Genomic DNA, 26,822 nt, shown 5'->3' on the forward strand with positions numbered 1-26,822 from the left:
GCGCGCCCGGAGGGCCGGGACCCCGGCGGGGCGGCGGCGGCGATGCCGGATGATGCGGGACGAGACCGGGCGGCGACGAATCCGCCGGGGGCCCGGCGCGGTTGGGCACAGCGGTATCGTGCCCTACCGCGCGCGCAGCCCGGCCCCCGCGCAGCGGGGGACACGCCCGCATCCCGCAGTTGTCCGTTAAAGTTAAGCGGCTACTCGATTTGGCGGTAGCTCAGAAGATCTGGAGATTGACGGTCTCGCCGGGCGACACGTTGATGTTGAAGGTGCGCGCCACCGCGTCGCTGCCGATGGGGTCGGCGATGAAGCGGAGCGAGGTGGCCGTCTGGATGAACGCGACCGGGATGGTGAGCCGCGCGCTGGACACGGCCTGCACCGTGCCCAGCCGCTGCTGCTGCAGCCCGTTGCTGACGTAGAGGGTGTACGCCAGGAAGTCGCGGTTCACCACCGCCACCGTGGTGGCCGGCGGGCGCGGGCGCGGGTTGTTTCCGCTGCTGCCGCCGCCCCCGCACGCGGCCAGGGCGAGCGCCAGCAGCACGGCCAGCGTGGCGGAGAGGGTCGCTCGCCGCATGGGTTCCTCCCGCGCCGCTCAGTTCGACCGCGTGAACTCGAACGAGACCGACACCGTGGCCGACGCCTGCTTGGTGTAGGTGACGGTGCTGGCCGTGTAGTTGCCCGAGTAGTTGTCCTCGAAGCGCGGCTTGAAGGTGATGGAGCCGCCCGACGCGCTCACGTCGCCCACGGTGTGGGCGCTGGTGGTGACGGTGGTGTCGGGGGTGGTCAGCCGGCTGCGGATGATCTCGTCGAAGCGCCCGTTGTCGAGCAGGACCAGGTCGCCGCTGAGCACGACCACCGTGGTGCCCGCCGGCGTGCCGGGAAGGGTGTACGGTGGCACCGTGCCGTTGATGCGGGTCAGCTCGTACGAGCCCGCGGCCGACGCGTCGAAGGTGGTGGAGTCGCTGCAGGCAGAGAGCACGAGGGCGATGCAGCCGAGCGAGCTCAGCGTGCGGCGGATCCCACGAGCGGGCATGGCGTCTTCTCCGGGTGCATGGGTCGGGCGCGCCGGGCGGCGCGTTGGTTCGGCAGCATAACGTGTGGGAGCGGTGCTTTCTTACTCCCGTGGGGCGATTCGGTTTCGGTCCGTCCGCATCTGCGGCGTGCGATGCAGGATTTCGCTGCAATCTTCGCGCGCGCGGGGGTCATTTCGTCGTGCCCGTGGAGAGCGTGAGATGCGGCGCGGCGTCCGCACTTTCGCGCCGCCCGATTGCCGTGCATGATGCGCGTTGATGCTGTCCTGTGATGGGACAGACGACTTCACCTGTGAGGACGATGGCGATGCATCCACGCGCCGAGATGCTGGTCCGCGAGCTGGGCCTGCAGCCGCACCCCGAGGGCGGCTTCTACCGCGAGGTGTTCCGCTCCGCGCGCCGCGTGCAGCCGTTCGACGCGCGGCCGGCGAGGAGCGCGCTGACGCTGATCTACTTCCTGCTGGCGGACGGCGGCGCCAGCCGGTGGCACCGCGTGGCGTCGGACGAGGCGTGGAGCTGGGTGGAGGGCGACCCGCTCGAGCTGCTGCGCATCCCGCGCACGCTCGACGGCCTGTCGCGCCAGGTGCTCGCCGCGCCGGGGGAGGGCGCCGAAGCGCTGGCGGTCGTCCCCGCGGGCGAGTGGCAGGCGGCGCGCACGACGGGTGCGTACACGCTCGTCACCTGCGCGGTGGGCCCCGGCTTCGACTTCGCCGACTTCCGCATGATGAGCGACGATCCCGCCGCCACCGAGGCCGTCCGCGCGCGCTTCCCCGACGCGGCGGCGCTGATCTGAATCCCCCTGAAAAGAATGTCTCACGCAGAGGAGCAGAGGCAGCGGAGAACTAACCTCCGCTGCCTCTGCTCCTCTGCGTGAGACCTGTCGTGCGTCAGAATCCGGAGCCGTATCTCCGTTCAATGAACGCGCGGGCGGGTTCAATGGACGTACACTGAACGTGGCGCGCGCACCCTGCCGAACCGGTTCGGGCGGGACTCAAACGCTGTCGGGAGAATGGGTTGGGCGATCGAACCGCCGACACATGGCGGCCGGAACGCCCGATGCCCCTCCCGTCGCACGCCGCGGCCACGCACCGGCCGCGGCGCGTGAGGCCACGTCCATCCTCCTGACCGGAAGGCACGCATGCGCACCGTTCGCCGCGCCCGACCGTTTCTCCTCTGCCTGCTCGCGCTGGGGGCGTGTGGCAGGACCCACGGTCCCTCCCCCGACCGCAGCGAGGTCGCCACCACCTCCGACACCGTCGTTTCGGGGATGCAGGTGATGGAGCCGCCCGCGCCGGTGGCCGCGACCGCGCCGCCCGTCCCTGCGGACGGCTACGCGCTCCAGCGGCAGGAGGAGTTCAACCGCGAGCAGTACAGCCCCATCCAGGAGAACGAGTTCCGCGACGCGGCGGCCAACCCGCTCTCCACCTTCGCCATCGACGTGGACGCGGCCTCGTACGCCAACGTCCGCCGCTTCATCCTGGGCGAGGGGCGGATGCCGCCGCGCGACGCGGTGCGCATCGAGGAGCTGGTCAACTACTTCGACTACGACTATCCCGACCCGCGCGGCGACGCCCCCTTCTCCATCACCACCGAGGTGGCGCCGGCGCCGTGGAACCCCGCGCACCGGCTGGTGCACGTCGGCCTGCAGGGGCGGCGGATGGAGGCGGCCTCGCTTCCGCCCGCGAACCTGGTCTTCCTGGTCGACGTCTCCGGCTCGATGGACGAGCCCGGCAAGCTGCCGCTGCTGAAGGACGCGTTCGCGCTGCTGGTGGACAACCTGCGCCCGCAGGACCGCGTCTCCATCGTGGCCTACGCCGGCGCGGCGGGGCTGGTGCTGCCGCCCACCCCCGGCGGCGCGAAGGACCGCATCCGCGACGCCATCTCCACCCTGACGCCGCAGGGCTCGACGAACGGCGCGGAGGGGATCAAGCTCGCCTACCAGCTGGCGCGCGACGCCTTCATCCGCGGCGGCAACAACCGCGTGATCCTGGCCACCGACGGCGACTTCAACGTGGGCGTGAGCAGCGACGCCGAGCTGGTGCAGCTGATCGAGCGCGAGCGCCAGTCGGGCGTCTTCCTGACCGTGCTGGGCTTCGGGACGGGGAACCTGCAGGACACCAAGATGGAGCAGCTGGCCGACAAGGGGAACGGCAACTACGCCTACGTGGACGGGATCGACGAGGCGCGGCGGGTGCTGGTGGTGGAGATGGGCGGAACGCTCTTCACCATCGCCAAGGACGTGAAGGTGCAGGTGGAGTTCAATCCCGCGCGGGTGAAGGCGTACCGGCTGATCGGCTACGAGAACCGCCTGCTCGCGGCCGAGGACTTCAACGACGACCGCAGGGACGCCGGCGAGCTGGGCGCGGGCCACAGCGTGACCGCGCTGTACGAGGTGGTGCCGGCGGACGCGCCCGACAACCCCGCGCGCGGCACCGACCCGCTGCGGTACCAGACGCCCCGCGCGCGGTCGTCCGCGGCGGGGAGCAACGAGCTGCTGACGGTGAAGCTGCGCTACAAGGCGCCCGACGGCGACGCCAGCCGCCTGCTGGCGCATCCGCTCGTCGACCGGGCAACGCCGCTGGCCCGCACCTCGCCCGACTTCCGCTTCAGCGCCGCGGTGGCGGAGTGGGGGATGCTGCTGCGCCAGTCGCGCTTCCGCGGGGCGGCCAGCTACGGCGCGGTCACGTCGCTGGCCCGCGGCGCCATCGGCGACGACCGCGGCGGCTACCGCGCCGAGTTCCTGCGCCTGGTCCAGGTCTCGCAGCGCTTCGCCTCGCGCGAGCCCGGGGGTGATGATGACGGCGAGGTGACGGCGCTCGATCGCTGAGGCGGGCGGGCGATAGGCCTCACGCGGAGACGCGGAGGACGGGGGAGATACTGGTCATCTCCTCGTCCTCCGCGCTTTTTACCAGGCCAGGAATGAAGAAATCACACGGAGGAAACGGAGGAAACGGAGGACTGATGTGAGTTCCTCCGTTCCCTCCGTTTCCTCCGTGTGATGCATCTGTTCAGGAGCGATTGAGAACGCAAAGGGACTCGATCACCCCGCGAAGGTGCGGAAGTAGTCCTCCAGCCGCCGCGTGCCGTACGTGGGGGCGACGCAGTCCACCTGGCTGACCACGGCGCCGAAGGCCAGCAGCGCGGCGATGCGGCGGTTGAGCGGCTTCAGCACCGCCGCGGCGCCACGGAACACGCCGGGCGGCACGTGCGTCAGTTTCCCCGGCGCCGGTCGGCCGACGGCGCGGAAGGCGAGCTCCACGATCTCCGCGCGGGTGAAGACGTCCGGCCCCCCGACGGCGATCTCCGCCGCATCTCCCGCCACCGCATCGGCGCACACTTCCGCCAGATCGGCCTCGTGAATGGGATTGGTGCGCGCCTCGCCGCCGCCGATCACCACCCCGCGCCCCCGCTTCGCCATCTTCGCGATCTCGCCGAAGAAGGAGAAAAAGCCCGTCGGCCGCACGATCGCGTGCTCCATCCCCGACGCGCGCAGCTCGTCCGCGAAGCGCTCGTGCGCGCCGGTGTACTCCAGCGCCCGCATCCCCTGCGCGCCGTGGACGGAGACGTAGACGAACCTGCGCACGCCGGCCGCGCGCGCCGCGGCGAGCAGGTTCGAGTTCCCCTGCCAGTCGACCTCCAGCGGGCCGCGCCGGTCCCCGAACCCGCCGAGGCGCATCGACGCGCCGGCGCAGGAGAACACGACGTGGACGCCCGCGCACGCCGGGCCGAGCGTCGCCGGGTCGAGCAGGTCGCCCTGGACCGCCTCGTCCGCGGTGGCGTCGAGCCGCTCCGGGCGCCGGGCCAGCGCGCGAACGACGTAGCCGCGCGCCTTCAGCTCCTTTGCCACGCACCGCCCCAGGTGCCCCGAGGCGCCCGCCAGCAGCACCCGCTCCATCCCCGCCTCCGTCGTCCGTGTCTCCGTCCGCCGTCCCGCCGGGCGCGCAAATTCCGCCGCACGGAACGCGGGGGTGATCGGAAGATCCCCGCATCCCCCGTCATCGTTTTCCGCACCGCCATGTCAGGAGAATCCCGATGGTCCGGGAGACGTCAGAAGAGCGAGATCTGGTCTCCGATCTGGCCCGGGTCCACGGGCGAGATGCCCAGGCGGCGCTGCAGGTCGCGCGCGGAGGCGGGGGAGTGGCCGGCGAAGTGGTTGTTCGCGTAGCCGTGGACGGTGACGCCGCGCAGCTGGCGCAGCACCCCGGCCCACTCGTCGATCTCCGCCGTCCGGTCCACCTGGACGTGCGAGAAGTCGGTGAGGTCGCGGTTCGGCCCCATCCACCGCAGGTAGTGGAAGTCCGCGGTGGGCCTGGTCGCCAGCTCCAGCACCGTCTCGCGCGGGATCCAGCGCCCGTCGCTGAGCGCCAGCGCCACGTTGTGCTCGGCGAGCATCGAGAGGAGGTCGTACAGCACGTCGGGGCGCGTCCACCGCTGCTGCCGCACCTCCACGGCGAAGCGCAGGTCGCGCGGCAGCCTGGGCACGAACGCTTCCAGCGCGTCCCAGTCCGCCGGCGAGAACTCCGGGCCGAGCTGCACCAGGATCGGCCCCAGCTTGGGCCCGAGCAGGCGGGCACGGTCGAGGAAGAGCTCCGTCTCCGCCTCCGCGCGGCGCAGGTGGCGCTCGTGGGTGATCTCCTGCGGGAGCTTGAGGGCGAAGACGAAGTCCGGCGGCGTGCGCTCCGCCCACCCGCGCACCGTCTTCGCCGGCGGGATGGCGTAGAAGGTGGAATCGACCTCCACCGTGCCGAACGCCTGCGCGTAGAGCGACAGCATGTCGGCCGGGCGGGTGCCCTCGGGATAGAAGGGCCCCACCCACGCCGCGTAGTTCCACCCCTGCGTGCCGATCAGCACCCGGTCCGCCACGCGCATCCTCCGTTCACGTCCGTGGACGCGGACGATGCGGCGGCGCGGCGCGGGGCGCAAGGGAGAAGGGGAGAAAGAGGGTGGAGATGAGGATGCCGACCGAGAGATCGCATCGCAACGCGGAGCGGTCCGCGATGGATTCGCCGCGGGGTGAAACTTCCGGCGCGGGGGGCGCGTACGGCCCTTCGGCCCGGCGGAACCCGCCTTTCTCTCGCAGTCCCCAGAACCGGAGCGCGTACGATGGAGCAGAACGGAAGCAAGCTGGAGCGGATCCTCAAGTGGATCGTGCTGGTGATCCTGGCGGTGGTGGCGCTGAAGATCGTGTTCAGCATCCTGGCCGTGGCCTGGGTCCTCGGCGGGTTCCTGCTGACCAAGGTGCTGCCGCTGGTGCTGCTGGTGTGGCTGGTGCTGAAGCTCGTCCAGTGGTGGAAGGATCGCAACGGCGGCGAGACCGTCACGGCCGAGGCTACGGTCGAGGAGTACTGAGCTCCGGCGCGGGTCGCCGGGCCGCACGCATACCCAGGACCGACGCCGCGGGGGCGCTCTCACGAGCGCTCCCGCGGCTCGCGCTTTCATCCCCCGGCTCCACGACCTTCTGGCCGTGGAGCCGAACCGTGCCTATCATGCAAGGCACTCCCCCCGAAACCGACGCACCATGGCCACGACCGCACCCACGCCGTCGCCGCTCCTGCGCGGCTGGCTGGAGCAGCTCGAGCGCATCCGCCGCGACGCGGCGGAGCTCACGGACGGGATCACCGACGCGCAGTTCGCCTGGAAGCCCGGGCCCGGCAAATGGTCCGTCGGGCAGATCGTGAACCACCTCGTCGTCTCCGGCGCGAGCTACCTCGACCGCATCGCCCCCGCGCTGGCCGACGCCCGCGCGCGCGGCCTCCACGATCGCGGAGACTATCGCCCGAGCCTGATCGGCGGGCTGATGGTGCGCTCGTTCGAGCCGCCGCCGCGGCTGAAGCTCAAGGCGCCGCGTATCTACCGCCCCGCCGACGCGGGTCCCGCGCTCGATCGCGAGACGGAGTTGGCGGCGTGGCGCGCGCTGCACGACCGCTTAGAGGCGCTGGTCGGCGAGGCGGCGGGGCTGGACCTGCGCCGCATCCGCATCGTCTCGCCCGTCACCTCGCTGGTGCGGATGAACGCGGGCGACTCTTTCATGATCGTGCTTTCGCACGAGCGGCGGCACCTCTGGCAGATGCGGCGCGTGCGCGAGAGCCCCGGCTTTCCCGCCGGCTGACCCGCGCTCGGGTCCCGCAGGCAGAACGGCCGGCGGCCCGCGCGATGCGGCCGCCGGCCTCCCGTTCCTCCGTGCCCCGGTGACGCTCCCCACGCCCCGTCGGGGATCTCCCCGTGGCCGCTTCCCCGATCTCCGGCCACACTACGCCGTCGCGTTCCGCCTCAGTTCAGCCAAGTGCGCTCGGGCTTCCCTCGCGCGCGGGCGGCCTCGCGCAGCTCGAACAGCTCGCGCGCGAACGCCCGGGCCGCCGTGGCGAAGGCGCCGCGCTCGCGCAGCTCGGTGGGCGGCGCGCCCATGAACTGCCGGAGCGCCGCCTTGAGGCTGACCTCGCTGGCGTAGCCGCAGGCGCGCGCCACCTGCGCCACCGTGCGCCGATGGTCGTCGAGCAGCTCGGCGGCCAGGAGGAGACGAAGCCATGCCATCAGCCTGCGCGGCGGCGGAAGGTCGGCGCGCGCGAACCAGCGGGGGACCGTGCGCTCGTTGACGCCGAGCGCCGCCGCCAGCTCGGGCGCCTGTCCCCCCGCCGCGACGGTCTCCGCCGCCGTGGTCAGCAGCGCGCGGGCGCGGCCGGGCACGCCGCGGGGGAGCGCGCGGCGCAGCAGGCGGTGGACGGTGCGCGCCTGCACCGCGGCAACGCGCCGGGCCAGCGCCGGCTCGCTGTCCTCGCGCCCCAGCGCGATCACGTCGGCCACGCCCCAGGCCAGCAGCGTGCGCAGGTGCCCCTCGTGCTGCGGCTCCACCCGGAAGGCGGCCACGACCGTGGCCGCGGGGTGCGACTCCAGCAGCGCGCGCAGCTCCGGCGCCGGCGCGCCGGCCCGGCTCGCGGCGAAGGGATCGACCACCGACACCGCCGTTCCCGGCGCCGCGCCCAGTGCATCGGCCAGCGCCGCCCAGCCGGCCACGCGCACCAGGCGGAAGGCGCTTCCCTGGACCGCCGCCAGGCGCTCGCGCAGCGTCTCGTCGTCGTGGAGAAGGAAGAGCGGCCTGACAACCTCCTGCATGTTACGTCTCGAAAGGGGGTTAGTTTCACGACACAGCTTGACTGGCCGCACCAAAACGAAGCACCTTATGCGGCCCTGCCCCCATACCCCAAGTCACTCCAGGAGGACGGAATGAAGTTCCGCAAGCTTCTGCCGCTCGTCGTTGCCGCGCTGACCCTGGCCGCCTGCTCGGCCGATGCGCTGACCGGGCCCACGCGCACGGCGCCCGCGCATCGCGACGAGAGCAACGGCAGCGGGATGCTGGGCGGCGGCGGTAACCTGATGGGAGAGGGGAGCGGGATGCTCGGCGGCGGCGGCTGAGCACGGGCACGGACGGGGCGGGAGCGGTGTGCGCGCGGCCTTTATACGGCGCGCGCCGCACCGTCCTCGCCCCGTCGGGCGGCGGTGGCGTCAGGCCGCCGTCGCCGCGGCGTGGCGGGTGAGCGAGGCGCGCACCTGCACCGCCAACTCGTCGGCCTGCCGGGCCAGCTCGACCGGCTCCGGCGGCGCCGTGCGGCGAACGGCACGCCCGTGGCGCGCGGCCTCGAGCTGCGCCTCGGCGATCATCAGGGTGCGCGCCTCGTCGCGCTCCGTCGCCAGCTCTAGGGCCGCCCGCGCCGCCTCCTCCCCGCGCGACCACTCGCCCAGGCACACGTCGCCCTGCGCAATCAGCACCAGCGACTCCGCCGCGTTCTCGGCGCACACCGGGAGCGCGGTCAGCGGCAGGGCCTCGCGGCGTGCGGCCTCGTAGCGCGCCCGCTCGCCGGCGCCGGCGGCCGCGCGGACCACGTTGGCCAGCGCCATCAGCCGCTCCGGGCCGTCCGGCAGGCAGGGGAGCGCCACGTCGAAGATGGACAGGGCACGCGCGAAGCGGCCCTGCTCCGACCAGAAGCATCCCAGGTCGTGCGCCAGCGCGGGAAGGCGCGAGTGGCCGTCGCCGTACGCCCGCAGCGCCTCGCCGGCGTGCGCGTAGCCCTCGTCCATCCGCCCTGCGTCCACGCTGAACACGAACAGGTGGTGGTGCGCCGAGCCCTCCAGCGCGTGCAGCCGCCGCTTGCGCGCGGCGCGGAGCGCGCGGTGCATCACCGCGTTGGCCGCGGGATAGTTGCCGGTGCGCATGTACTGCACGCCCAAGCCGATGAACCCCCAGGTGTAGCTCTCCCAGTCGCGCCCGCGCGCCAGCCGGATGGCGCGCCGGAACCACCCCTCCGCCTGCGCGTGGCGCGCGGCGTCACGGGCCAGGCGCGCGGCCTCGAGCGCCAGCCGCGGGTCGTCGGCCATGGCCACCGCGGCGGCGTGCGCGAACGCCAGCCGCGAGCGCGGGGCCGAGCGGCGCTCCGCCCAGCGCGCCAGCGCCCGCACGGCGAACACCAGCCGGGCCGGGTCGGCGCGCTCGGGGTCGTCGGCCATCTGCGCCAGCGTCAGCAGCGGCCCCCAGAGCTCCTGCTCGGGCGCTGCGGCCAGCAGCGCCCTGCGGCGCAGCTCGCCGGCGCCGGGCGCGAACAGCCGCCGGCGCGCGCGGGCGGGCGTCTCGGCCCAGAGCATGAAGTCGCGCAGGGCCCACCACAGCAGCACGCCCATCGGCTCCGGGATCTCCTCGAGGAGGTCCGCCCCCTCGGCCGCGTCGGCCAGGTGGGGGATGGGTGGAGCGGCGCGGCGCACGCGGGGATGGGCCGCGCGCCCGGTCGGCAGGGATGCCTTCATCGGGCTCCGTTGGCGTGGCGCGGGCGCCGTGGCCCGCGATTCGACGGGGTGTACCGCGTTTCCGGCCATAAAGTATGTCGCCGCCTGCTGAATGACCAGAGTCTCCGTCCGCGCCGGCGCGCGGACCCTGTCCGACCCGGACGCCCGAGGGGCTAACGGCTCCCCGGCATGCGCGGCGGGGCGGTCGACCACATCAGCTCCACCTCGTCGGGCGTAAGCCCGTAGGCGCGCACCACCAGCTGCGAGACCCGCCGCTCCAGCCCCGCGGCCTTGGCGCGCACGGCGGTGAGCCGCGGCGCATAGTCGGCGTGCGCGTTGCGCAGCATCCCCACCTCGCGCGGGGCCAGCGGCTCGGCGTGCTGCGGGCGATGGCGGCGCACGGCGTCGACGAAGGCGCTGGCGCTCAGCTCCGCCCACGCCAGCAGCTCCGCGTCGGGCATGCCGGCCGCGTAGTCCGAGCGCAGCCAGGCCATCATCTCCCACGTCATCGTCCGCTGCTCGGCGGTGAGCTCCACGATGCGCTCCACGCCGGCGTCGATCTCGGGCTTCAGCCCGGGCGGCGGCGGGGCGATGGGGAGCGCCTCGACGGCGGACGGGGTCAGGCGGAGGACGTCGTCGCGCCCGTGCAGGGCGCTGCGCCAGAGCCACGTCCACGCCACCGGCGAGTTCGCCACGGCGAGGAGGTAGGGATCGGCCGTGGGCCAGGCACAGGCGTTGGCCAGGACGCAGGCCTCCGCCGGCGCCACGGCGAACTGCGGCTGCAGGGCGCCGTCGGCGTGCACGATGCGCGGCCCGCCGTGCTCGCGCTCGGTGCGCGGGCGCAGCTCCCACCAGTAGCGTCCCTGGTCGTGGCGGGCGCGCAGGCGTTCTTCCCACGGCCTGAGGTGCGCGTGCAGGGTGGGGAAGGAGCGCGCGAACAGGTGCTCGGCGTCCGCCTCGGCCGCCCCGGTCCACGGCCACCCCTGCTCGTCGGAACTGGGGATGGCGATCAGCCACGCGCCGCGCCACTCCGCCGCCCAGCGCTCGATGTCGCCGGCGCGGATCAGCGGGCGCAGGAACGACGCGGCGCCCGCGTGGCCGCGCACCAGCCGCTCGCGCGTGTCGTGATCGACGACGAACGCGTCGTTCAGCCCCGTGCGGATCCCCGCCACCGGCGCGGCGCCGAGGTATTCGGCGAGCGGGATGCCGGCCGCGGCGATGCGGTCGATCAGCCGCTGCACCTCGGGCCGCTCCAGCGACCAGGGCGCGCCGCCGAAGCGTCCCCGGGGGACGGCGTAGGAGTGCGCGGCGGCCCAGCTCGCCAGGCGCGGCTCGGGCCCGGCGTCGGCGGGAAGGACGGTGACCTGCGTCTCGCCCGCGCCGGCGCGGCCGTCGGCGCCTGGGCGGCGGGCCACCACCACGCAGGCGGCGTCGGGCTCCACGCGCACGGCGGCGGCGCGGAAGTCCACCAGCCGCTCCATCTCCGCGCGCTCGGCCAGGAAGCGGCGCAGCCCCTCGGCCGGACCGGAGCGCATCCACCGCTCCGCGGCGGCATAGGCGACGCGGCCGCCCCGCCGCAGCACTCCCATCCCCATCTGCCAGAAGTAGACGTGCAGGTCCGCCGCTGCGTCGTACACCTCGGCGAACGCGGACGCGAGGTGCGGCCGCAGCGCCGCGCCATGCTCGCCGCGCGACGCGGGGGGACGGCCGATCACCGCGTCGAAGCCGGGATCCTCGCTCCAGGTCGCCGTCTCCGCGTCGACGAAGGCGGCGGGGAACTCCAGGTCCCAGTGGAAGAAGCGGTGCTCGCCGGCCAGCGCGGCGGCGCGCTCCAGCGCCTCGGCGTGCGCGCGGCCCAGCTGCGTCCGCCCCCCGCGCGCGGCCTCCACCACCTCGTCGGCGTGCAGGCTGGCGATCTCCTCGGCCAGGCGGTTGCCGAAGGCGCGGCTCATCCACACGTCCAGCAGCCGCCGGTACGGCGCGAGCGACGCCTCCAGCTCCGCGTGCCGCCGCGCGCCCTCGGCGGCCTCCGCGGGACTCGCGTCCGCGGACGCGGTCACCTCGCGGATGGCCGACGCGGCGCGCAGGAGGCCGCGGAAGGGGCCGCCGAACGCGTCGAACTGCCCCTGCGGGTTCTCCTCCATCGCCCGCTGCAGGTCGGCCACGCGCGCGCCGGCCAGGGCGTTCCCGCACTTCAGGTGATGGTCGAGCCGCGGGAGCGGGGCGCCGGGGACGAATCCCGCGAGTGACAGGGCCAGCCGCGCCGCCTCGACCGCGGCGGGATCGACGTCGACGCCGAAGACGCAGCGCCGCACCACCATCCGCCGCAGCAGCGCGGTGTCGTCGAGCCGCGCGGGGTCGGGCTCCAGCCCCTGCGCACGCACGCCTGCGGCCACCGCGGCGCGCACCTCCGCCACCCGCGCGGAGAGCGGCCCGTGCGGCATCTCCCGCAGCAGCGCGGCCAGGCGGGTGGTGACGAGCTCCGCCGCGTGGACCAGGAAGCGCCCGCTCCCCATCGCCGGGTCGACGATGCGCAGGGAGAGGAGCGCGTCCACCGCGCGGTCCTCGAGCGACGCGGCCTCGCGCGCCAGCCGCGCGGCGGACTCGGGGGGCGCGTCGCCCAGGCGCTCGCGGCGAACGGCCGCCTCCTGCACGGCGGCGCGGTAGGCGGCCTCGCGCTCGGCCAGCGCCGGGGCCACGGCCTCGGCGACCACGAAGTCCACGATCCACCGCGGCAGCGCGCCGGAGGGCGACGCCTTGCGCTCGCCGCGCGGGTCGACGAGGAGGGGGCGGCCGCGCTCGTCCGCGGCGAGACGCAAGCCGTGGACGCCGTCGAGCACGCCCGCCACCTCGTCGGGCCCCAGCGCCGAGAAGTCGTACGGCCGCCCCTCCGCGTCGCGCGACAGCTTGTCGAGCGCGGGGACGAGGAAGAAGTCCGAGACGGTGTGGTCGCGGAGGAAGCGCCCCGCCGGCGTGTCGGCGGTGAAGATGCCGCCGTACGCGGCGAGGCCCAGCGACGCGCTGCCGCGGCCCACCAGGTCGAAGACGGCGGTGAGGTCGCGCCAGATGTCGGCGGACTGCGGCGAGAGCGGCTGCCCGGGCGCGCGCAGCGACGCCAGCCGCTCGCGCATGGCCGCCATCCCGTGGCGTGCGTACGGCCCGTCGCGCGGCAGGAGCCCGCGCGCCTCGGCGCTCAGCAGGAAAAGGACACGCGCGAGGAGGAGGAGGGTGCCGGCGAACACGTCGGCGAGCGATGCCTCCGTCTCCTGCGCCACGCCGCGCCGGCGGCGCCCGTCCACGAACCCGGCCGCCAGCCGCTCGAACACGTCGGCCGACACGGCCAGCCGCAGCGCGCGCTCCACCGCGGCCGCATCGGCGGGCGCGCGCACGGGCGCGGGCGGCGCGGCGGTCGTCACGCGCGTCTCCGGGCGACTGCAGTCCGGAGTCGCGGGCGCGCGCGTACGGGCGTGTGCAGGTCGTGCATCAGGATGTGGCCGGGAAAACGGCGGGGGGATGGACCGACAGCCCGGAATGTCAGCGCGAAGGGGGAGGAAGTCAACGGGGATGTTGGAGACACTTGTTTGCAGGAAGCGGGCCGGCGCCGCCACTTCTCCCTGAAATTCCCGTTGAAAGGATCACCCCGTCCGCCGCTCTCGCCGTCCGTCCTCCGATCAGGGCAAACATTTGTCCCCCGCGCAGGCCGGGCGATCTCCCCGCCCGGCCGCCGGCCTCGTCAACCGGAACGGTCGCAAGGCATTGGGACGCATCCGCATAGGCGGGTCCGGCATAATTCAAATGTTTATACGCGGATCATGGCCCGATATCTTCATCCGCGGCCTCGCTGATCGGGGAAGACTCCCCACACGGCTCACGATCTCCCACTGAGGAAGCGAATCAAGATGAAGACGACGGGCTATCTGGCCGCGGCGCTGGCGGCGATCACCCTGACGGCGTGCGGCGACGGCACGGGAAGCGATCTCACACCGGGCTCGCTGGCCTTCACCTACGAGGGTGCGCGGAGCGGATCGTACAGCGCCAGCGGCACCTTCGAGCGCGCCAGCGACAGCACCTTCGCCAAGCAGCCGTTCGCCGTCGGCGCGAAGGGGAGCGACGGCGCGAACGCGTTCGTCAGCATCCTCTCCTACCTGCCGGTGACGGCTGCGACGGGACACATGGTCCTCTTCGCGCTCCCGAACGTCACCGCGCCCACCACGCTGAACGTGGACGCGGGGTGCGCCACGGCGGAGTGCCCGGCGATCGCCGTCGTCTTCGACACCAACCCCGACGAGAGCGAGGACGAGGCGGACTTCTACGTCTTCGAGAGCGGCACCATCGAGGTGACGTCGGTCTCCTCCAGCCGCATGCGCGGCACCTTCAGCGGCACCGCGACGGAGTTCTTCGGCGACCAGTCGATCACCGTCACCAACGGCACCTTCGACGTGCCGCTGGTGAACCCGCGCTTCCTCCTCACCCGCACCCTCCCCGCGGCGCGGATCGAGAGCCGGCAGCGCTGAGATCTCCCCATCGGACGAAAAACGGCCAGGTCTCACGCGGAGCAGCGGAGGCAGCAGAGCAGCCTCCGCTGCTCCGCGTGGGCGTCTGGATCAGATGGAGACGCCCGCGAGGAGGTCGACGCTGAGCGCGTCCACCAGCTCCGCGGCCAGGTCGGGAACGTCGCGCTCCTCGCCGGGCTCGGGACGCGGCGGAGCGGTGGACACGCCCATGCGCACGGTACGCAGCGAGCCCAGCACCTGCTCGGCCGCGGCGCGATGCTCGGGCTCGTCGTGCTGCGTGGCCACGCGCAGCGCGTGGGTGGCGGCCAGCTGCCCGCGGTCGGGGTCGCCCAGCACGGCGGCGCCCTCGGCCAGCGCGACCAGCGCCTGCGCCACCGCGTCGTGGTCGGGGTGCTCGTCCACCAGCCGCCACGTCTCCGACCACATGGCCGCGAAGGCCCGACGGTCGCCCAGGCCGGCGGCCGCGCGCGCCATGCTGGCCACTACCACGCGCTGCTCGGCCACGCGGTCCACGTGGTTCAGCACCGCGCGGAAGACGCGGAGCGCCTCGTCGTAGCGCTCGTGCCGCAGCCAGAAGCGCGCGACGTCGCTCGCCAGGTCCACCAGCCGGGGGTGGCGGCGCCCGTACGCCCGGAATGCGCGCCACGCCCACCCCTCGGCCTCGTCGTCCAGCCCGTGAGCCACGGCGATGCAGAACAGGTCGTGCATCGCCTGCGGCCGCACGTCCCACAGCGCGTGCCGCCGCCCGATGCGCAGCGCGCGCAGGAACCAGTTGCGCGCCGCGCGCACGTCGCCGCGCTCGAGGTTCACCGTTCCCAGCCCCAGGCACGCGAGCCCGTAGTAGCGCCAGTCGCGGGCGCGGCGCGCCAGCCCCAGCGCGCGCCTGAACCACGTCTCCGCGCGGCGGTACTCGGCGTTGCGGCGGGCGAGCTGGCCCACCTCGTAGGCGGGGCCCGGCTGCTCGGGCGTGGCCAGCGCGGCGCTCTGCGCGAAGGCCAGCGCGGTGCGCGGCAGTCCCTGCTTCTCGGCCCAGCGGCTCACCGCCTCGCAGGCGCGGGTCACCTGCGCGCCGGCGTGGCGCGAGCGGCTCTCCAGCGCGCGGCCGATCGTCTCCAGCGGCAGCCGCAGCTCGCGCAGCGTACCCAGCGCCGCCATGCGCTCGCGCCGGCGCCGCCCCTGTCCCGACGCGAACAGGCGAACCCGGCCCTCGGGCGCGGTGGTGGACCACAGGTCCACGTCGCGCGTAACCTGCCACAGCGCCACCCCCAGCCCGCCGCTCACCTCCTCGAGCACGCGGTGCCCCTCGAAGGGCTCGCCGGCGGCGGTCAGCCCCGGCGGCACGATCCACAGGCGCCCCGCACGCCTGCCACGCTTCGCAAGCCGCTCCTCCGTCATCTTTGGTGCTCCGGACGTCTCGTTGGTCAGACATATACCACGGCCAAAAAGACACGATAACGATCGTCCGGGCAGTGCGCTATTGCACGGGGTGCATTCGAAAGTGAACAGGCCGGAAAAACGGAAAGTCGGCCGGATCTGACCGGAAGAAAGCCATGGGCGGCGCCGCATCACGGCAACGGGTGGTTCTCGGGAGAGAGAAAGAAGTGGACGAAACCACGAAATCGGGACCCTGAAAAAACCGGTACGAACCGTGTGGAAGTGCGCCAGAGTTCCCGTAGGCGGCGTAGATGTAAAGGTTTACGGTTTAGGCACGAGTGGCGCGACAGCGGAACGCCTTCGTGTCCACAGATGCGCGGAGCCCCTCCGCCGGGTGGGCGGAGGGGCTCCGGATCGCCGTGACGGCGGAGGCTTACTTGCCGAAGATGCCGATGCCGTAGCGGCAGGGCTCCGCGCTGCAGCGGGCCATGGTCACCTTCACGCGGTACGTGGACGAGCGGCGGGGCTCCACCGACACCACCGGGTAGTCGTCCACCTGCAGGTCGCTGTCGATCTCGCGGCCGGCCGGGTCGTACAGGGTGAGGTCCAGGTCGGTGCAGTCGTTGTCGCAGGCGCCCATGATCTGGTACAGGGTGCCGATGTCCAGGTTGACCTCGACGAACTCGCTCTCGCCGTTGTCGAGCGAGCCGGTGAAGATCCGGTGCGTCATGGTGTAGCCCCGGCTCTCCACCGCGCGGCCGTACTGCTGGAGGAGGCGGCGCACCTGCTGGGTCCACTCGTCCTGCTGCCGGGGCGTGGCGGCGGTGGTCGAAAGGAACATGCCGGCAACGGCGGTAAGGACGATGGCAACGCGCTTCATGAGGGTCCTCCTGCGGGTACGGTGAGGTAAGCAGCCGCGGATGGGGCGGCGGGATGGTGGGCGGGGGGAGGGAGCCTGGCCGTGAAGAAATCACCGACGGCCATGTGGCTCTTCAACTTGCATCGGGAACAACTGCGTGTCAACTGCTCCCGCTCCCCGGTGCAGCCGCCGCTCCGTTCGCCATCGAACGCAGTTTTTCGCGCGGCGGCATCGACGCTCGATCGAGCGCGGAGGATGTCGCCGCGCGCGCTCAGCCGGCGTTGCGGGTGGCTTCGCTGCGGACGGGGCGGAAGGTGGCGTCGCGGTTCAGCCCCATCTCCTGCTGCTCCGCGGGCGACGAGCCGGCGGGCGAGCGCCCCGTCGTCGGGCTTCATCGCCATCGCATGGGAGTATCGAGATGCGGGGCGGCGGACGGCGGCCTCGCGCGCGTGGTGATCACGCAAGCGGCGCTCCCGGCAGGCGCGTCCTGCCCCGCGGCGGAATGGCGCGGGGACGCGGCGGCCCGTATCTTTCCATCCCTTTTCGAGATGCTGTTCCATCCGGCGCCCCGGGGGTCGGGCGCGGCGGAGGGCAGGAGGTCCGCACCATGGCAAGCACCGTCACCAACAAGCTCGTGGCCGTTCCCACGGGGCCGCGCGAGCCCGAGCCGGCGCACGAGCAGCGCAACCCCGGCACCCTGCTGGACCTGGACTGGGTCGCCGAGGTCCGCGTCAACCGCAGCGCCGTGGAGCGCCGCGCGGGCACCATCGGCACGCGCCGCACGGTCAAGAAGGACTGGCAGGCCGCCTGGCTCCTGCGCGCCATCACCCTGATGGACCTGACCACGCTCTCGGGCGACGACACCGCCGGCACCGTGCGCCGCCTGTGCGCCAAGGCCCGTCAGCCGGTGCGCGAGGACGTGCTCGAGGGGCTGGGCGCGGCCGGTCTCCCCGTGCGCTGCGCCGCCGTCTGCGTCTACCACCGCTTCGTGGAGGTCGCCGTCGAGGCGCTGCGCGGCTCGGGGATCCCCGTCGCCGCGGTGTCGACCGGCTTCCCCGCGGGGCTCTCGCCCTTCCGCCAGCGGATCGAGGAGATCCACGCCTCGGTCGACGCGGGCGCGGAGGAGATCGACATCGTCATCACCCGCGAGCTGGTGCTGACCGGCCAGTGGGAGGCGCTGTACGACGAGGTGAAGGCCATGCGCGAGGCGTGCGGCCCGGCGCACCTGAAGACGATCCTGGCCACGGGCGAGCTGGCCACGCTGCGCAACGTGGCGCGCGCGTCGCTGGTGTGCATGATGGCCGGCGCGGACTTCATCAAGACCAGCACGGGGAAGGAGAGCCGCAACGCCGAGCTCCCCGTGGGGCTGACCATGGCGCGCTGCATCCGCGAGTACCGCGAGCGCACGGGCCACGACGTGGGGCTGAAGCCCGCGGGCGGCATCCGCGCGGCCAAGGACGCGCTGGTGTGGATGCTGATGATGAAGGAGGAGCTGGGGACGGAGTGGCTGAAGCCGTCGCTCTTCCGCTTCGGCGCCAGCTCGCTGCTGGGCGACATCGAGCGCCAGCTGGAGCATCACCTCACCGGCCGCTACTCCGCCTCGCACCGCCATCCGATGGCGTAGCCGCGCTCGTCCGCGCGGGCAGCCGAAGCCCTCCCGGCCGATCGTCGGGAGGGCATCGATTTTCGTGGCAATCCGGCGATTGCGTGATGCAGGAATGGGTCTGATATGACGGCATTGTCTGCGAATAAAGTGATTAAAGTGAATCAGTCCGGCCGATCGCGGTGCCCGAGCACGCGAACAGCCGCCTCAAATCAAGAAAAATTCGAATAAAGTAAATAAAGTGGCGAATGAACTGGAAAGAGCTTACAATCTCCGGCTCATCGTCCAACCAGCTTCCACCGCGACGCGCGCGTGCGCCCGGTAAGCTCGACCAGGCCGAGAGTGCGCAGCGAGTACAGCGTCTCCTGCACGACCTGGCGTGGCGACGCGGTACGCAGCCCGGCTTCGATCTCTCGCAATGGAGCCGGACCGATCGTCGCCAGGACCTCGAGGACCTCCTGCTGTGCCCGAGAGAGGTTGCGGCTCACGCGGGTCGGCGGAACGTAGCCGAGCGGGAAGAAGCGCACGACGACCTCGCCGCCTCGCTCTTCGAACTCCGGCTCCACGAGCCCGGCCTGCCCGGTGAGCTCCACGATCTTCAGCGTGCCCCGCCCCCACGAATCGATCACTCCCCGGCGATAGAAGACGCTGGCCATCAGCGGGTTCCAGGGTTGCGACGTGTGGGGACGCTTGAGATCCGCCGCGGTCAGGCCGAAGGGAATCCGGCCGGTGTTGGTGATCTCCAGGCGGTCGTCGTAGATGGCGATGCCGACCGAGCCGCCGGGCATGGCGTAGTCGCGATGGCAGAGCGCGTTCGCGAGCGCCTCGCGCAAGGCCGCGGGCGGGTACAGCGGATCGTCTTCGCGCTCGAACAGGTGCGGCACGACGCGTCCGGCCACCGGAAGATGATCGCGGAGGAAGCGCTGCGCCCGCTGGAGGAGCTCGAACGCGTTCCCGACCTCCTGCCGGTTGTCGATGAACTCCGTCTTGTCCACGCCGCGGAACCGGGCGAGGCGAAGCAGGCACTGCGGATACGCGGGCATGAGGCGGCTGCCGTCTCCGAACAGCACGACGGCGCCGTTGAGCACCTTCCCGTCTTCCATGAGCCTGAGGCCGCGCAGCAGCTCCTCCGGGTCGCGCGTGCCGGGGTCTTCCAGCCGAAGCCGGCGGACCGCCTCGTCGGCCGTGCGGACGATCTCCGCCGCGTCGAGGTCCTTCACCCCGAAGCCGTGGGCGGGGAGCAGCTCCCACCGGGCGGAGGCGTGCGACCGCTCCAGCAGCAGGCGCCGGTAATGATCCTGCGGCATCACGATGGTAGACGAGCCCAGGCGCACGTAGGGGCGTCCATCGTAGGTGAACGGGCCGCCGGTGTTGCCGGGGATGGAGAGAACCAGCGCCTCCCGGCCGTCGCTCACCGGCACCCGCTCCGGGGTGATGGCGGGGAGCGGATCGATGCGCCGGAGCTCGTGCACCAGGTCTTCGACCGTCTTCGCCGTCACCGTCATCCCGTGGATCCGGCCGCCGTCGTCGACGCCGAACAGGATGAAGCCGCCGCTGCCGTTCAGCATGGCGCAGGCGGTCCGCGCGCCCTCGGAGCGCTGGCCGGTGGTGAGCTTGAACTCGATCTGCGGCGATTCACCGCCAGACGTCAGGGCGTCGAGCTCGGCGACGGTCATCGGTGGCTTGCGGCGGAGGGAAGTCGTGGCGAGCCGGATGAAGCCTGTATTCTACATTTTAGACATCCGAAGCGCCATGGGGCCGTCGCACGGCCGCATTGCCCGATGGGCGGGGCGGGAGATAACGTTCCGCATGGGCGCGAAACCTTTCGCGACCCGGTTCCGTTCAACACGGCCATGACCGACCCGACCCCCAAGCCGGTGCCGCTGGAGCAGACGCGGCAACGGATCGTAGAGCAGCTCTGCGACCACTACGCCGCCGAGAACCTCACCGACGAGGCGCTCGAGGACCGGCTGACCAGGGCCTACGCCGCCACCAGCGTGGCCACGCTGCAGGAGCTGGTGGCCGACCTGCCGGTGCAGTCCGCCACCGCCGCCGCGTCGCCGTCCACCGCGGTGGCCACGGCGCGGGCCGACACGGTGGCCGACAAGCAGGTGATCCTGGCCGTCATGGGCGGCACCGAGCGCAAGGGGATGTGGACGCCGCCGCGCCACCTGAGCGTGGTGACGGTGATGGGCGGCGCCGAGCTCGACTTCCGCGAGGCGCGCTTCGGGCCGGGGGTGACGGAGGTGACCTGCTTCGCGTTCATGGGCGGCGTGCACCTGGTGGTGCCTCCCGGCGTGCACGTGGAGATGAACGGCTTCGCGCTGATGGGCGGCTTCGGCACGCGCGGCAGCGCCGACCCGCCGACGGATCCGGACGCGCCCGTGCTGCGCATCGGCGGGATCGCGATCATGGGCGGCGTGGACCTGGAGATCCGCTATGCCGGCGAGAAGGAGCGCGACGCCCGCGCCCGCGAGCGGCTGGCCCGGCGCGAGGCACGCCGCCTGTCGCGCGGCGGGTGACGACGCGGGACGATCGTACTGACTTCGGGGTGGAGTACTGGTGCGTCCGACCCGATTGCGTGCTGCCGCGGTGATAGATCCTTCGGCCTGCAAGCTCTTGCACAGACGCTGATTACGGTCTGGCCGGCCTCAGGATGACGTCGGCCGTCGGGTTGGATTGGGCGCATCAACCGAATTCTTTTCCAGGAACGAGAAACGCCGCCTCCCCGCGGAATCGAGGGAGGCGGCGTTCCGTCGTTGCTGCGTGGGCGCTACGGGTTCAGGCGCCGGTGGCGGATGTCGGACTGGCCGGAGGCGACGCCCGCACCGACGCCGAGGCCGAAGAGGATGGCCGTCCCCGCGCCGAAGAAGGGGATGAAGGCCACCGCCACCCCGCCCAGGATGGCCGCGCCCGCGCCGGCGAGCACCGGGGCCGCGCCGCTCTGCGCGGCGTCGACGAACGCCAGCTTCTTGCGGGTGAACAGGCGTGCCTGGACGTATCCGTAGGCCGACGCGGCGAGCGCGCCGCCGACAACCAAGAGTTCGAGCATCGGTCCGCTCCTGTGTGGTATCGCGTTGCTTCCGGACCACCCCTACGGGCCGCGGGAGGACGGGGTTTCAGCTTTCTACCCGCATCTCCCTGAGCCGTTTCGCCCGCGCCGCGGCTCAGAACATGTCGCTGGAGCCGAAGCTGAACCCGCCGCCGCCCTTCCCCTTCGACGGGCGCTCGGGCCGGGCGCGCGCGTAGGTGCCGGTGTCGGCGCGCGAGATCTTGCGGTGCGCGGCCAGCCCCTCCAGCAGCAGCTCGGCGGCGGCCACGGTCAGCCCCATGTCGCCGGCGTGGAACATCCCCGCGTCCTGGAGCGCCTCCACCAGCCCGGGCACGCCCTCCAGCCCCGCCAGGCACGCCTCGGCCGACGCGCCGTCGCTGATCTGCAGCACGCCGCCGCGGTCGAAGTGCTCGATCACCGAGTCCAGCAGGTCCACGTCCCAGATGCGGTCGAAGATGTCGCGCGCCGCGGCGGCGATCAGGTCGCGGGCGATGGTCTCGGCGCCCTGCAGCTCGCCCTCGTACTCCAGCTCCATCTTCCCGGTGATGGAGGGGAGCGAGGCGTACACGTCGGCCACGCGCGGGACGATCTCGCCCTCGCCGGCCGACAGGGCGCGGCGCTCGGCGTTGGAGACGGCGGTCTCCATCACAGAGATGGGCATGCGCTGGCTGACCCCGCTGCGCCGGTCCACGCGCTTGTCGTCGCGCGCCAGGAAGGCCACGCGCTCGATCAGCTCGGCGATGAACGGCGGCACCTCCACGGGCACCCCGTCGCGCACCGTCCACGCCTCCTGCGCGGTGATCTCCATCCCCTCCTCCGGCGTCTTCGGATAGTGGGTCGAGATCTCGGCGCCGATGCGGTCCTTGAGCGGGGTGATGATCTTGCCGCGCGCCGTGTAGTCCTCGGGGTTGGCGCTGAACACCATCATCACGTCCAGCGGGAGCCGGACGGGGAAGCCCTTGATCTGGACGTCGCCCTCCTGCAGGACGTTGAACAGGCCCACCTGCACCTTGCCGGAGAGGTCGGGCAGCTCGTTGATGGCGAAGATCCCCCGGTTCGCCCGCGGCAGGAGGCCGAAGTTGATGGTGAGCTCGTCGGAGAGGAGATGTCCCCCGCGGGCGGCGCGGATAGGGTCCATGTCACCGATCAGGTCCGCGACGGTGACGTCGGGCGTCGCGAGCTTCTCCACGTAGCGCCGGTCGCGGCCGATCCACTCGATGGGCGCGTCGTCGCCGTGCTCCAGCACCTGCAGCTTGCCGAAGCGGCTGATGGGCGCGAACGGGTCGTCGTTCACCTCGCTCCCCGCAAGCACGGGGATGGTCTCGTCCATCAGCTCCACCAGCTGGCGCAGGATGCGGCTCTTGGCCTGTCCGCGCAGGCCCAGGAGGATGAAGTTCTGCCGGGCGAGCACCGCGTTGACGATGGAGGGCACCACCGTGTCCTCGTAGCCCACGATGCCCGGAAACAGCGGCTGCCCGCAGCGCAGCCGGTTGATGAGGTTCTCGCGCAGCTCCTGCTTGACGCTGCGCGTGCGGTAGCCGCTTTCGCGGAGGTCACCGAGTGTGGCGGGGCGCTGGGTCATGCTCTGCTCGCCTGGCGTGGTGGTCGAACGCGGGTGCATCTGGAAGATGCACCCGCGCGCGCCCCAGCGGTAGACGAGGCGCGCGATGCTGTCGGCCCATGGGGACGCGCCAGCCTCGCGCTCTGCCGGTCGGCCGTCACGGGATGGAATCCACCCCCACGACGGTGACGGTCCGGGTCGGCACGCCAGTCGCGCTGATGGTCAGCCGGATGGAGTCGAACGGGGAGCCGAGGCTGGTGAAGACCACCAATCCCGTCCGATGCCTCACGAACGATTCCTGCGGGAAACGACACGTCCATGAGCACAAGGCGCGGTAGCTCGATTCCTTGAACCCGCCACTCCAGGTCTGCGGCGTCGAACCGTCTGCCGCTGCGGTGGCGAGCACCTCGGTCGGGTTGCCGAGGCGATCGGCCACGATCACCGCCAGCGAGTCGACGAAGCGGCGCGTGCGCGTCCAGGATCCTGCGGTCGTGATGGCGGAGTATTTCCGCAGCACGACCTCGTCTCCCGACAACACGCGGTACGCCCTCGACGCCGAATAAGACCCGTATGGATAATCATTGGCCGAGTTCATGTCGCTCTCGGAGCGGAGGGCGAGCACTTCGATGTGATCGGGCGCGCCCGGCGACACCTCCAGCCGGGACGAGTCGCCGACGGCGCGGCCGTCGGGAAGGGTGGCGCTCACGTCGACGCGGAATGCGGGGACGAACACGGAGGGCAGGCCGAAGTCGTGCGGGATCTCCTCGACCACGGGGCGGGCGGGAAGCGGCACGGTAGCGCGCGCGAACCCATCCGGGCCGGTGAGCGCCGAATCCACTCCGCTGGCCTGGGGGTCCCGTTCGCGCCAGCCGAACACCACCGGAACGCCGGGAACAGGGGCGCCATGCTCGTCGACGACCGCAAACTCGTACTGGACCTGGCCACCTGCGACGTACGGCCCGGCCGCCGGTCCGAATACCCAGCGAAACTTCGTGCGGTGGACGACGACCTCCAGGCGGTCCTCGATCGCTCCCGCATGTCCTGTCAGCCACACCCTTCCTTCCCGGTGCGGATGCAACTCGAAGCGGCAGGGACTGTGGTACCGCACGGAGAGGACGGTCGAGTCGGTCGTGAGGGTGAGCGGGACGATGCCGCAGAGGTTCTCCCCCGCCGCGTTCGCCATCGAGACAGTCAGTATGGGCGTGATCAGGTTCCATGTGTCCAGCCGCAGGCCGTACCAGAACGTGGGGACGAACAAGACATCGAAACGGAACCAGTCGCCCTCGAGGTGGAGATAGTGCACCTCGGCGCCCCCGGCCGGTGCGACGACCACCGGCAGCGTCGTCTGCAGCGCGAACGACGCCGCGGTGATCCCGGCGGTGCCGGCCGCAACTCCCGTCACCACGCCGGTGACCGAGTCTACCTCGGCGACATCGGGGCGGCTGGAGGAGAAGCGAACGCGCACCCCCGCGAGCGGCTGCCCGTGCGCGTCGAGCACGGAGGCGGTGAGCGTGGCCGTCTGCCCGAGCCGCAAGGCCACGGAGTCGGGGGTGACGCGGATCTCCGCGGGAGCGGTCCGGGCGGGGCCCGTGGGTGCGTCCTCGCATGCGGCGCCGGCCAGCATCAGCACCGCCAGGGTGACGGGAAAGATTCGGCGTGACATGGCGGCCTCCTTTCGTCACGTAGTCGACCTGCACCGTGGCGCATCGCGATGCCGCGGATGTTCCCGATCAGAAATCTGCGCGATGTGCGCGGGGGAGGGTGTGGGCTGAACTCCGCGTCTCGCTACAGGGCTAGTCCTTCACGTACCCGGACTGCTCCGGACAGCGGCGTCCGGCTCCGAGGAGCGAAGAAGAAGAGAACCGCGGCGGACACCGAGGTGCCGCCGCGGTCACGTGACGCCAAAGCGCCGGCGCGGAGGATCGCTACAGATGGAATCCACGCTCACCACCATGACCACTCCGCGACGGCCGCCATGCGGCTCAGCCCGGAACGACGATGGCCACGCCGTCGGGGCGGGACTCCATGCGCGGGATGATGGAGGGCACCGGCGCGTCCGCCAGCGCGGCGCGCAGCTCGTCCCACGACGCGAACTCGGCCAGGCGCGCGAGGGTGTGGACGGTGGGCGGCAGGAGCTTCATCTCCCCCGCGCGGAAGCGGGCGGCGGCGTCGGCGGGGCGCAGCCAGAGGGCATCCGTCATCTCCGCGTCGTGCACGTCGCAGACGGCGGCCTCGGGCGCGCGCGCGGCGAAGAAGCGCGTGTCGTAGCGCCGCGGCTCGGGGAGCGGGGTGATCCAGTGGGCGATGTACACCAGCGCGTCGCCGCTCAGCCGCAGCCCGTTCCCCACCGCCACGTCGCGCAGGCCGACGACGTCGTTCAGCAGCGCGCGGCGCGCCACCTCCAGGCTGTGCGCCGCGTCGGCGTGCGGCGCGCCCACGTTGTCGGGCCGCGCGAGCAGGATCCCCGTCTCCTCGAACGCCTCGCGGATTGCGGCGAGGACGTAGCCCAGCGCCTCCGCCGGGTCGCCGATCCCCAGCCGCCGCGCCCACTCCTCCGGCGACGGGCCGTCCATCCGGTCGGCCGCCTCGCCGCTGCGGTCGCGCGCGTCCACCACGCCGCCGGGAAAGACCCACGCGTCGGCCGCGAAGCCGCTGCGGCGGTGCCGGCGCAGGAGCAGCGCCTCGATCCCCTCCGCGCCGTCGCGCAGCAGCACCACCGTGGCCGCCGGGCGCGGCGGCGCGGGGACGAGCGACGCGTCCTCCACCTTCTCCGCGAACCCCGGCGGCAGCGCGTCGGCGGGGATGACGAAGGTGTTGGGGTCGTCGGTGGCGCGGCGCGCGGCGCCGGCCGCGGAGCGCGGGCGTGGGTCCGTCACGGGAGTCACAATCTCCAGGATACGTTTCGGCGATGGGCGGGAAGGTAGCCCACGGCAGGCACGAAGCAAGGCCGCCGGGGCGCTTGCCCCGGCGGTGATCGCCTGCGGGCCGCCGCCGGATCGCGCGGGGAGCACCGTGGCCGAAAGTTGGCCCTCGCGCGGGCGCGCGCGTATCCGGACTGTCCCCATCCCGCGTGGGGAGTTGGGATCTTTCCTGCGGGAGTTGTCGTTTAAGGAGCAGTCCCTACATGTGGCGTCCCCTTCGGCCGCATCCGTTTCTGGTGACCGATTCTCCCACACGCCAGTCTGGGATGGAGACGCGATCTCCGTCTCGCTCACCGGTCCCGCGGCGTTGATGCGGAGAGGGCGTCAGGAGCGTAGGTTGACGGATCGTCATGACGCATCTCCACGCAACGTCTGCCGTTCCGCCGGTAGTTCATGCCTGAACGACCGAGGTGCGGCCGGATCGGCAGTCCTTTGGATCTTGTTGCCAAGTGTATATTACAGGCGTGTTTACGAGGATGGAAACGGTGGTTTGCGGGTACCGGAGACGTGGCAGGGGAAATGCCTGTTGCCGGCACTCAGCAGCCGGCCCCTTCCGGGCCGGCACCCGATGAAAGGATAGAGGAATGAGCGAGCGAACGACGCTGCCGGTGCTCCCCCTGCGGGAGACGGTGGTATTCCCCGGGACCGCCGTGCCGATCTCGGCGGGGCGCCCGGGAACGCTGCAGGCCATCGAGGCCGCGCTGGCGGGCGACCGCCGCATGCTGGCCGTGGCCCAGAAGGAGAACCGCGACGAGGTGGAGCCCGAGAACCTCTACTCCGTGGGCACCGTGGTGCGCATCGCGCAGGTGCAGCGCGGGGGCGGGGGGGTGCAGCTGCTGATCCACGGCGAGCACCGCGCGCTGGCGCTGCAGTACGTGGACGGCGAGCGCGGCCTGACCGCGCACCTGCGCGAGATGCACGACCTGGCGCCGGTGAACGCCGAGGACCCGGCCTTCATCGCCCTGTACCGCGAGCTGCGCGACCGCGCGGCCGAGCTGGGCAAGCGCCGCGGCATCCCGCCCGAGATGCTGCAGCAGTTCATGGACGGCATCCAGGAGCCCGGCCAGTTCGCCGACCTGGTGGCGTTCTACGTGGAGATGAACACCGAGGCCAAGCAGAAGCTGCTCGAGGT

General features: G+C 72.3%; 23 protein-coding genes. 9 read left to right on the top strand and 14 right to left on the bottom strand.

What is annotated here, in order from left to right:
• Positions 1-220: 220 nt before the first annotated feature.
• Positions 221-577, bottom strand: a complete 357-nt coding sequence (locus VF092_16900; GenBank protein HEX6748979.1) for a hypothetical protein — start codon at positions 575-577, stop codon at positions 221-223.
• Positions 578-595: 18 nt separating this feature from the next.
• Positions 596-1,036: a hypothetical protein gene (locus VF092_16905; protein ID HEX6748980.1), complete on the bottom strand. Its 441-nt coding sequence runs from the start codon at positions 1,034-1,036 to the stop codon at positions 596-598.
• A gap of 299 nt (positions 1,037-1,335) precedes the next feature.
• Between VF092_16905 and VF092_16910 the strand changes: the two genes are divergently transcribed.
• Together VF092_16910 and VF092_16915 are read left to right on the top strand one after the other, a co-directional pair.
• Positions 1,336-1,827: a cupin domain-containing protein gene (locus VF092_16910; GenBank protein HEX6748981.1), complete on the top strand. Its 492-nt coding sequence runs from the start codon at positions 1,336-1,338 to the stop codon at positions 1,825-1,827.
• A 345-nt stretch (positions 1,828-2,172) separates the two neighbouring features.
• A complete protein-coding gene (locus VF092_16915) occupies positions 2,173-3,861 on the top strand; it encodes a VWA domain-containing protein (GenBank protein ID HEX6748982.1) in 1,689 nt (562 codons plus the stop codon).
• A 213-nt stretch (positions 3,862-4,074) separates the two neighbouring features.
• Here VF092_16915 and VF092_16920 read toward each other — a convergent pair whose 3' ends face one another.
• Entirely contained in the window at positions 4,075-4,929 is an 855-nt protein-coding gene (locus VF092_16920; GenBank protein ID HEX6748983.1) for an SDR family oxidoreductase, read from the bottom strand.
• A gap of 152 nt (positions 4,930-5,081) precedes the next feature.
• On the bottom strand, positions 5,082-5,897 hold the full coding sequence (locus VF092_16925) for a DUF72 domain-containing protein (GenBank protein ID HEX6748984.1): 816 nt from the start codon (positions 5,895-5,897) through the stop codon (positions 5,082-5,084).
• 240 nt (positions 5,898-6,137) lie between these two features.
• Here VF092_16925 and VF092_16930 point away from each other — a divergent pair, with 240 nt between their 5' ends.
• Positions 6,138-6,383 carry a hypothetical protein gene (locus VF092_16930; protein ID HEX6748985.1) on the top strand — a complete coding sequence of 82 codons (246 nt, stop codon included), beginning with the start codon at positions 6,138-6,140 and terminating at the stop codon, positions 6,381-6,383.
• Positions 6,384-6,552: 169 nt separating this feature from the next.
• Entirely contained in the window at positions 6,553-7,143 is a 591-nt protein-coding gene (locus VF092_16935; protein ID HEX6748986.1) for a DinB family protein, read from the top strand.
• Between the two features lie 161 nt (positions 7,144-7,304).
• Here the strand turns inward: VF092_16935 and VF092_16940 are convergent, their stop codons facing one another.
• Entirely contained in the window at positions 7,305-8,144 is an 840-nt protein-coding gene (locus VF092_16940) for a helix-turn-helix domain-containing protein (GenBank protein HEX6748987.1), read from the bottom strand.
• A 111-nt stretch (positions 8,145-8,255) separates the two neighbouring features.
• Between VF092_16940 and VF092_16945 the strand changes: the two genes are divergently transcribed.
• The gene (locus tag VF092_16945; protein ID HEX6748988.1) at positions 8,256-8,444 is read left to right on the top strand and encodes a hypothetical protein; all 189 of its coding nucleotides are present in this window, start codon (positions 8,256-8,258) and stop codon (positions 8,442-8,444) included.
• A 90-nt stretch (positions 8,445-8,534) separates the two neighbouring features.
• Here VF092_16945 and VF092_16950 read toward each other — a convergent pair whose 3' ends face one another.
• Together VF092_16950 and VF092_16955 are read right to left on the bottom strand one after the other, a co-directional pair.
• Positions 8,535-9,827: a hypothetical protein gene (locus tag VF092_16950; GenBank protein HEX6748989.1), complete on the bottom strand. Its 1,293-nt coding sequence runs from the start codon at positions 9,825-9,827 to the stop codon at positions 8,535-8,537.
• A 152-nt stretch (positions 9,828-9,979) separates the two neighbouring features.
• Complete coding sequence (locus VF092_16955; protein HEX6748990.1) at positions 9,980-13,222, bottom strand: hypothetical protein; 3,243 nt, start codon at positions 13,220-13,222, stop codon at positions 9,980-9,982.
• A 483-nt stretch (positions 13,223-13,705) separates the two neighbouring features.
• On the opposite strand from VF092_16955, the gene VF092_16960 reads away from it, so the two are divergent.
• Entirely contained in the window at positions 13,706-14,320 is a 615-nt protein-coding gene (locus VF092_16960) for a hypothetical protein (protein HEX6748991.1), read from the top strand.
• Between the two features lie 90 nt (positions 14,321-14,410).
• Here VF092_16960 and VF092_16965 read toward each other — a convergent pair whose 3' ends face one another.
• On the bottom strand, positions 14,411-15,715 hold the full coding sequence (locus VF092_16965) for a tetratricopeptide repeat protein (GenBank protein HEX6748992.1): 1,305 nt from the start codon (positions 15,713-15,715) through the stop codon (positions 14,411-14,413).
• Between the two features lie 412 nt (positions 15,716-16,127).
• Complete coding sequence (locus VF092_16970) at positions 16,128-16,574, bottom strand: hypothetical protein (GenBank protein HEX6748993.1); 447 nt, start codon at positions 16,572-16,574, stop codon at positions 16,128-16,130.
• Positions 16,575-17,160: 586 nt separating this feature from the next.
• On the opposite strand from VF092_16970, the gene deoC reads away from it, so the two are divergent.
• Positions 17,161-18,177 (top strand): deoxyribose-phosphate aldolase, encoded by a 1,017-nt coding sequence (deoC, locus tag VF092_16975; protein ID HEX6748994.1) that lies wholly within the window; start codon positions 17,161-17,163, stop codon positions 18,175-18,177.
• Between the two features lie 257 nt (positions 18,178-18,434).
• Here deoC and VF092_16980 read toward each other — a convergent pair whose 3' ends face one another.
• Positions 18,435-19,832: an ATP-binding protein gene (locus VF092_16980; GenBank protein HEX6748995.1), complete on the bottom strand. Its 1,398-nt coding sequence runs from the start codon at positions 19,830-19,832 to the stop codon at positions 18,435-18,437.
• Positions 19,833-20,009: 177 nt separating this feature from the next.
• Between VF092_16980 and VF092_16985 the strand changes: the two genes are divergently transcribed.
• The gene (locus tag VF092_16985) at positions 20,010-20,678 is read left to right on the top strand and encodes a DUF1707 domain-containing protein (GenBank protein HEX6748996.1); all 669 of its coding nucleotides are present in this window, start codon (positions 20,010-20,012) and stop codon (positions 20,676-20,678) included.
• Positions 20,679-20,929: 251 nt separating this feature from the next.
• On the opposite strand, the gene VF092_16990 is transcribed toward VF092_16985, so the two are convergent.
• The 4 genes from VF092_16990 to VF092_17005 all read right to left on the bottom strand — a co-directional run bounded on the left by VF092_16990 (position 20,930) and on the right by VF092_17005 (position 25,645).
• A complete protein-coding gene (locus VF092_16990) occupies positions 20,930-21,208 on the bottom strand; it encodes a hypothetical protein (protein HEX6748997.1) in 279 nt (92 codons plus the stop codon).
• Positions 21,209-21,323: 115 nt separating this feature from the next.
• A complete protein-coding gene (locus tag VF092_16995) occupies positions 21,324-22,790 on the bottom strand; it encodes a sigma 54-interacting transcriptional regulator (protein ID HEX6748998.1) in 1,467 nt (488 codons plus the stop codon).
• Positions 22,791-22,926: 136 nt separating this feature from the next.
• Positions 22,927-24,432, bottom strand: a complete 1,506-nt coding sequence (locus VF092_17000; protein ID HEX6748999.1) for an Ig-like domain-containing protein — start codon at positions 24,430-24,432, stop codon at positions 22,927-22,929.
• 319 nt (positions 24,433-24,751) lie between these two features.
• The gene (locus VF092_17005) at positions 24,752-25,645 is read right to left on the bottom strand and encodes an NUDIX domain-containing protein (GenBank protein ID HEX6749000.1); all 894 of its coding nucleotides are present in this window, start codon (positions 25,643-25,645) and stop codon (positions 24,752-24,754) included.
• A 629-nt stretch (positions 25,646-26,274) separates the two neighbouring features.
• Between VF092_17005 and VF092_17010 the strand changes: the two genes are divergently transcribed.
• A partial coding sequence (locus VF092_17010) for an LON peptidase substrate-binding domain-containing protein (protein ID HEX6749001.1) occupies positions 26,275-26,822 on the top strand: 548 nt, incomplete at its 3' end.

Origin of the sequence: Longimicrobium sp. (assembly GCA_036377595.1) — a bacterium.
GTDB lineage: Bacteria > Gemmatimonadota > Gemmatimonadetes > Longimicrobiales > Longimicrobiaceae > Longimicrobium.

Bases quoted from the DNA above. Each gene is read 5' to 3' on its own strand.
- VF092_16900 (HEX6748979.1), bottom strand. From the start codon at position 577: ATGCGGCGAGCGACCCTCTCCGCCACGCTGGCCGTGCTGCTGGCGCTC.
- VF092_16905 (HEX6748980.1), bottom strand. From the start codon at position 1,036: ATGCCCGCTCGTGGGATCCGCCGCACGCTGAGCTCGCTCGGCTGCATC.
- VF092_16910 (HEX6748981.1), top strand. From the start codon at position 1,336: ATGGCGATGCATCCACGCGCCGAGATGCTGGTCCGCGAGCTGGGCCTG.
- VF092_16915 (HEX6748982.1), top strand. From the start codon at position 2,173: ATGCGCACCGTTCGCCGCGCCCGACCGTTTCTCCTCTGCCTGCTCGCG.
- VF092_16920 (HEX6748983.1), bottom strand. From the start codon at position 4,929: ATGGAGCGGGTGCTGCTGGCGGGCGCCTCGGGGCACCTGGGGCGGTGC.
- VF092_16930 (HEX6748985.1), top strand. From the start codon at position 6,138: ATGGAGCAGAACGGAAGCAAGCTGGAGCGGATCCTCAAGTGGATCGTG.
- VF092_16935 (HEX6748986.1), top strand. From the start codon at position 6,553: ATGGCCACGACCGCACCCACGCCGTCGCCGCTCCTGCGCGGCTGGCTG.
- VF092_16940 (HEX6748987.1), bottom strand. From the start codon at position 8,144: ATGCAGGAGGTTGTCAGGCCGCTCTTCCTTCTCCACGACGACGAGACG.
- VF092_16945 (HEX6748988.1), top strand. From the start codon at position 8,256: ATGAAGTTCCGCAAGCTTCTGCCGCTCGTCGTTGCCGCGCTGACCCTG.
- VF092_16950 (HEX6748989.1), bottom strand. From the start codon at position 9,827: ATGAAGGCATCCCTGCCGACCGGGCGCGCGGCCCATCCCCGCGTGCGC.
- VF092_16960 (HEX6748991.1), top strand. From the start codon at position 13,706: ATGAAGACGACGGGCTATCTGGCCGCGGCGCTGGCGGCGATCACCCTG.
- VF092_16965 (HEX6748992.1), bottom strand. From the start codon at position 15,715: ATGACGGAGGAGCGGCTTGCGAAGCGTGGCAGGCGTGCGGGGCGCCTG.
- VF092_16970 (HEX6748993.1), bottom strand. From the start codon at position 16,574: ATGAAGCGCGTTGCCATCGTCCTTACCGCCGTTGCCGGCATGTTCCTT.
- deoC (HEX6748994.1), top strand. From the start codon at position 17,161: ATGGCAAGCACCGTCACCAACAAGCTCGTGGCCGTTCCCACGGGGCCG.
- VF092_16980 (HEX6748995.1), bottom strand. From the start codon at position 19,832: ATGACCGTCGCCGAGCTCGACGCCCTGACGTCTGGCGGTGAATCGCCG.
- VF092_16985 (HEX6748996.1), top strand. From the start codon at position 20,010: ATGACCGACCCGACCCCCAAGCCGGTGCCGCTGGAGCAGACGCGGCAA.
- VF092_16990 (HEX6748997.1), bottom strand. From the start codon at position 21,208: ATGCTCGAACTCTTGGTTGTCGGCGGCGCGCTCGCCGCGTCGGCCTAC.
- VF092_16995 (HEX6748998.1), bottom strand. From the start codon at position 22,790: ATGACCCAGCGCCCCGCCACACTCGGTGACCTCCGCGAAAGCGGCTAC.
- VF092_17000 (HEX6748999.1), bottom strand. From the start codon at position 24,432: ATGTCACGCCGAATCTTTCCCGTCACCCTGGCGGTGCTGATGCTGGCC.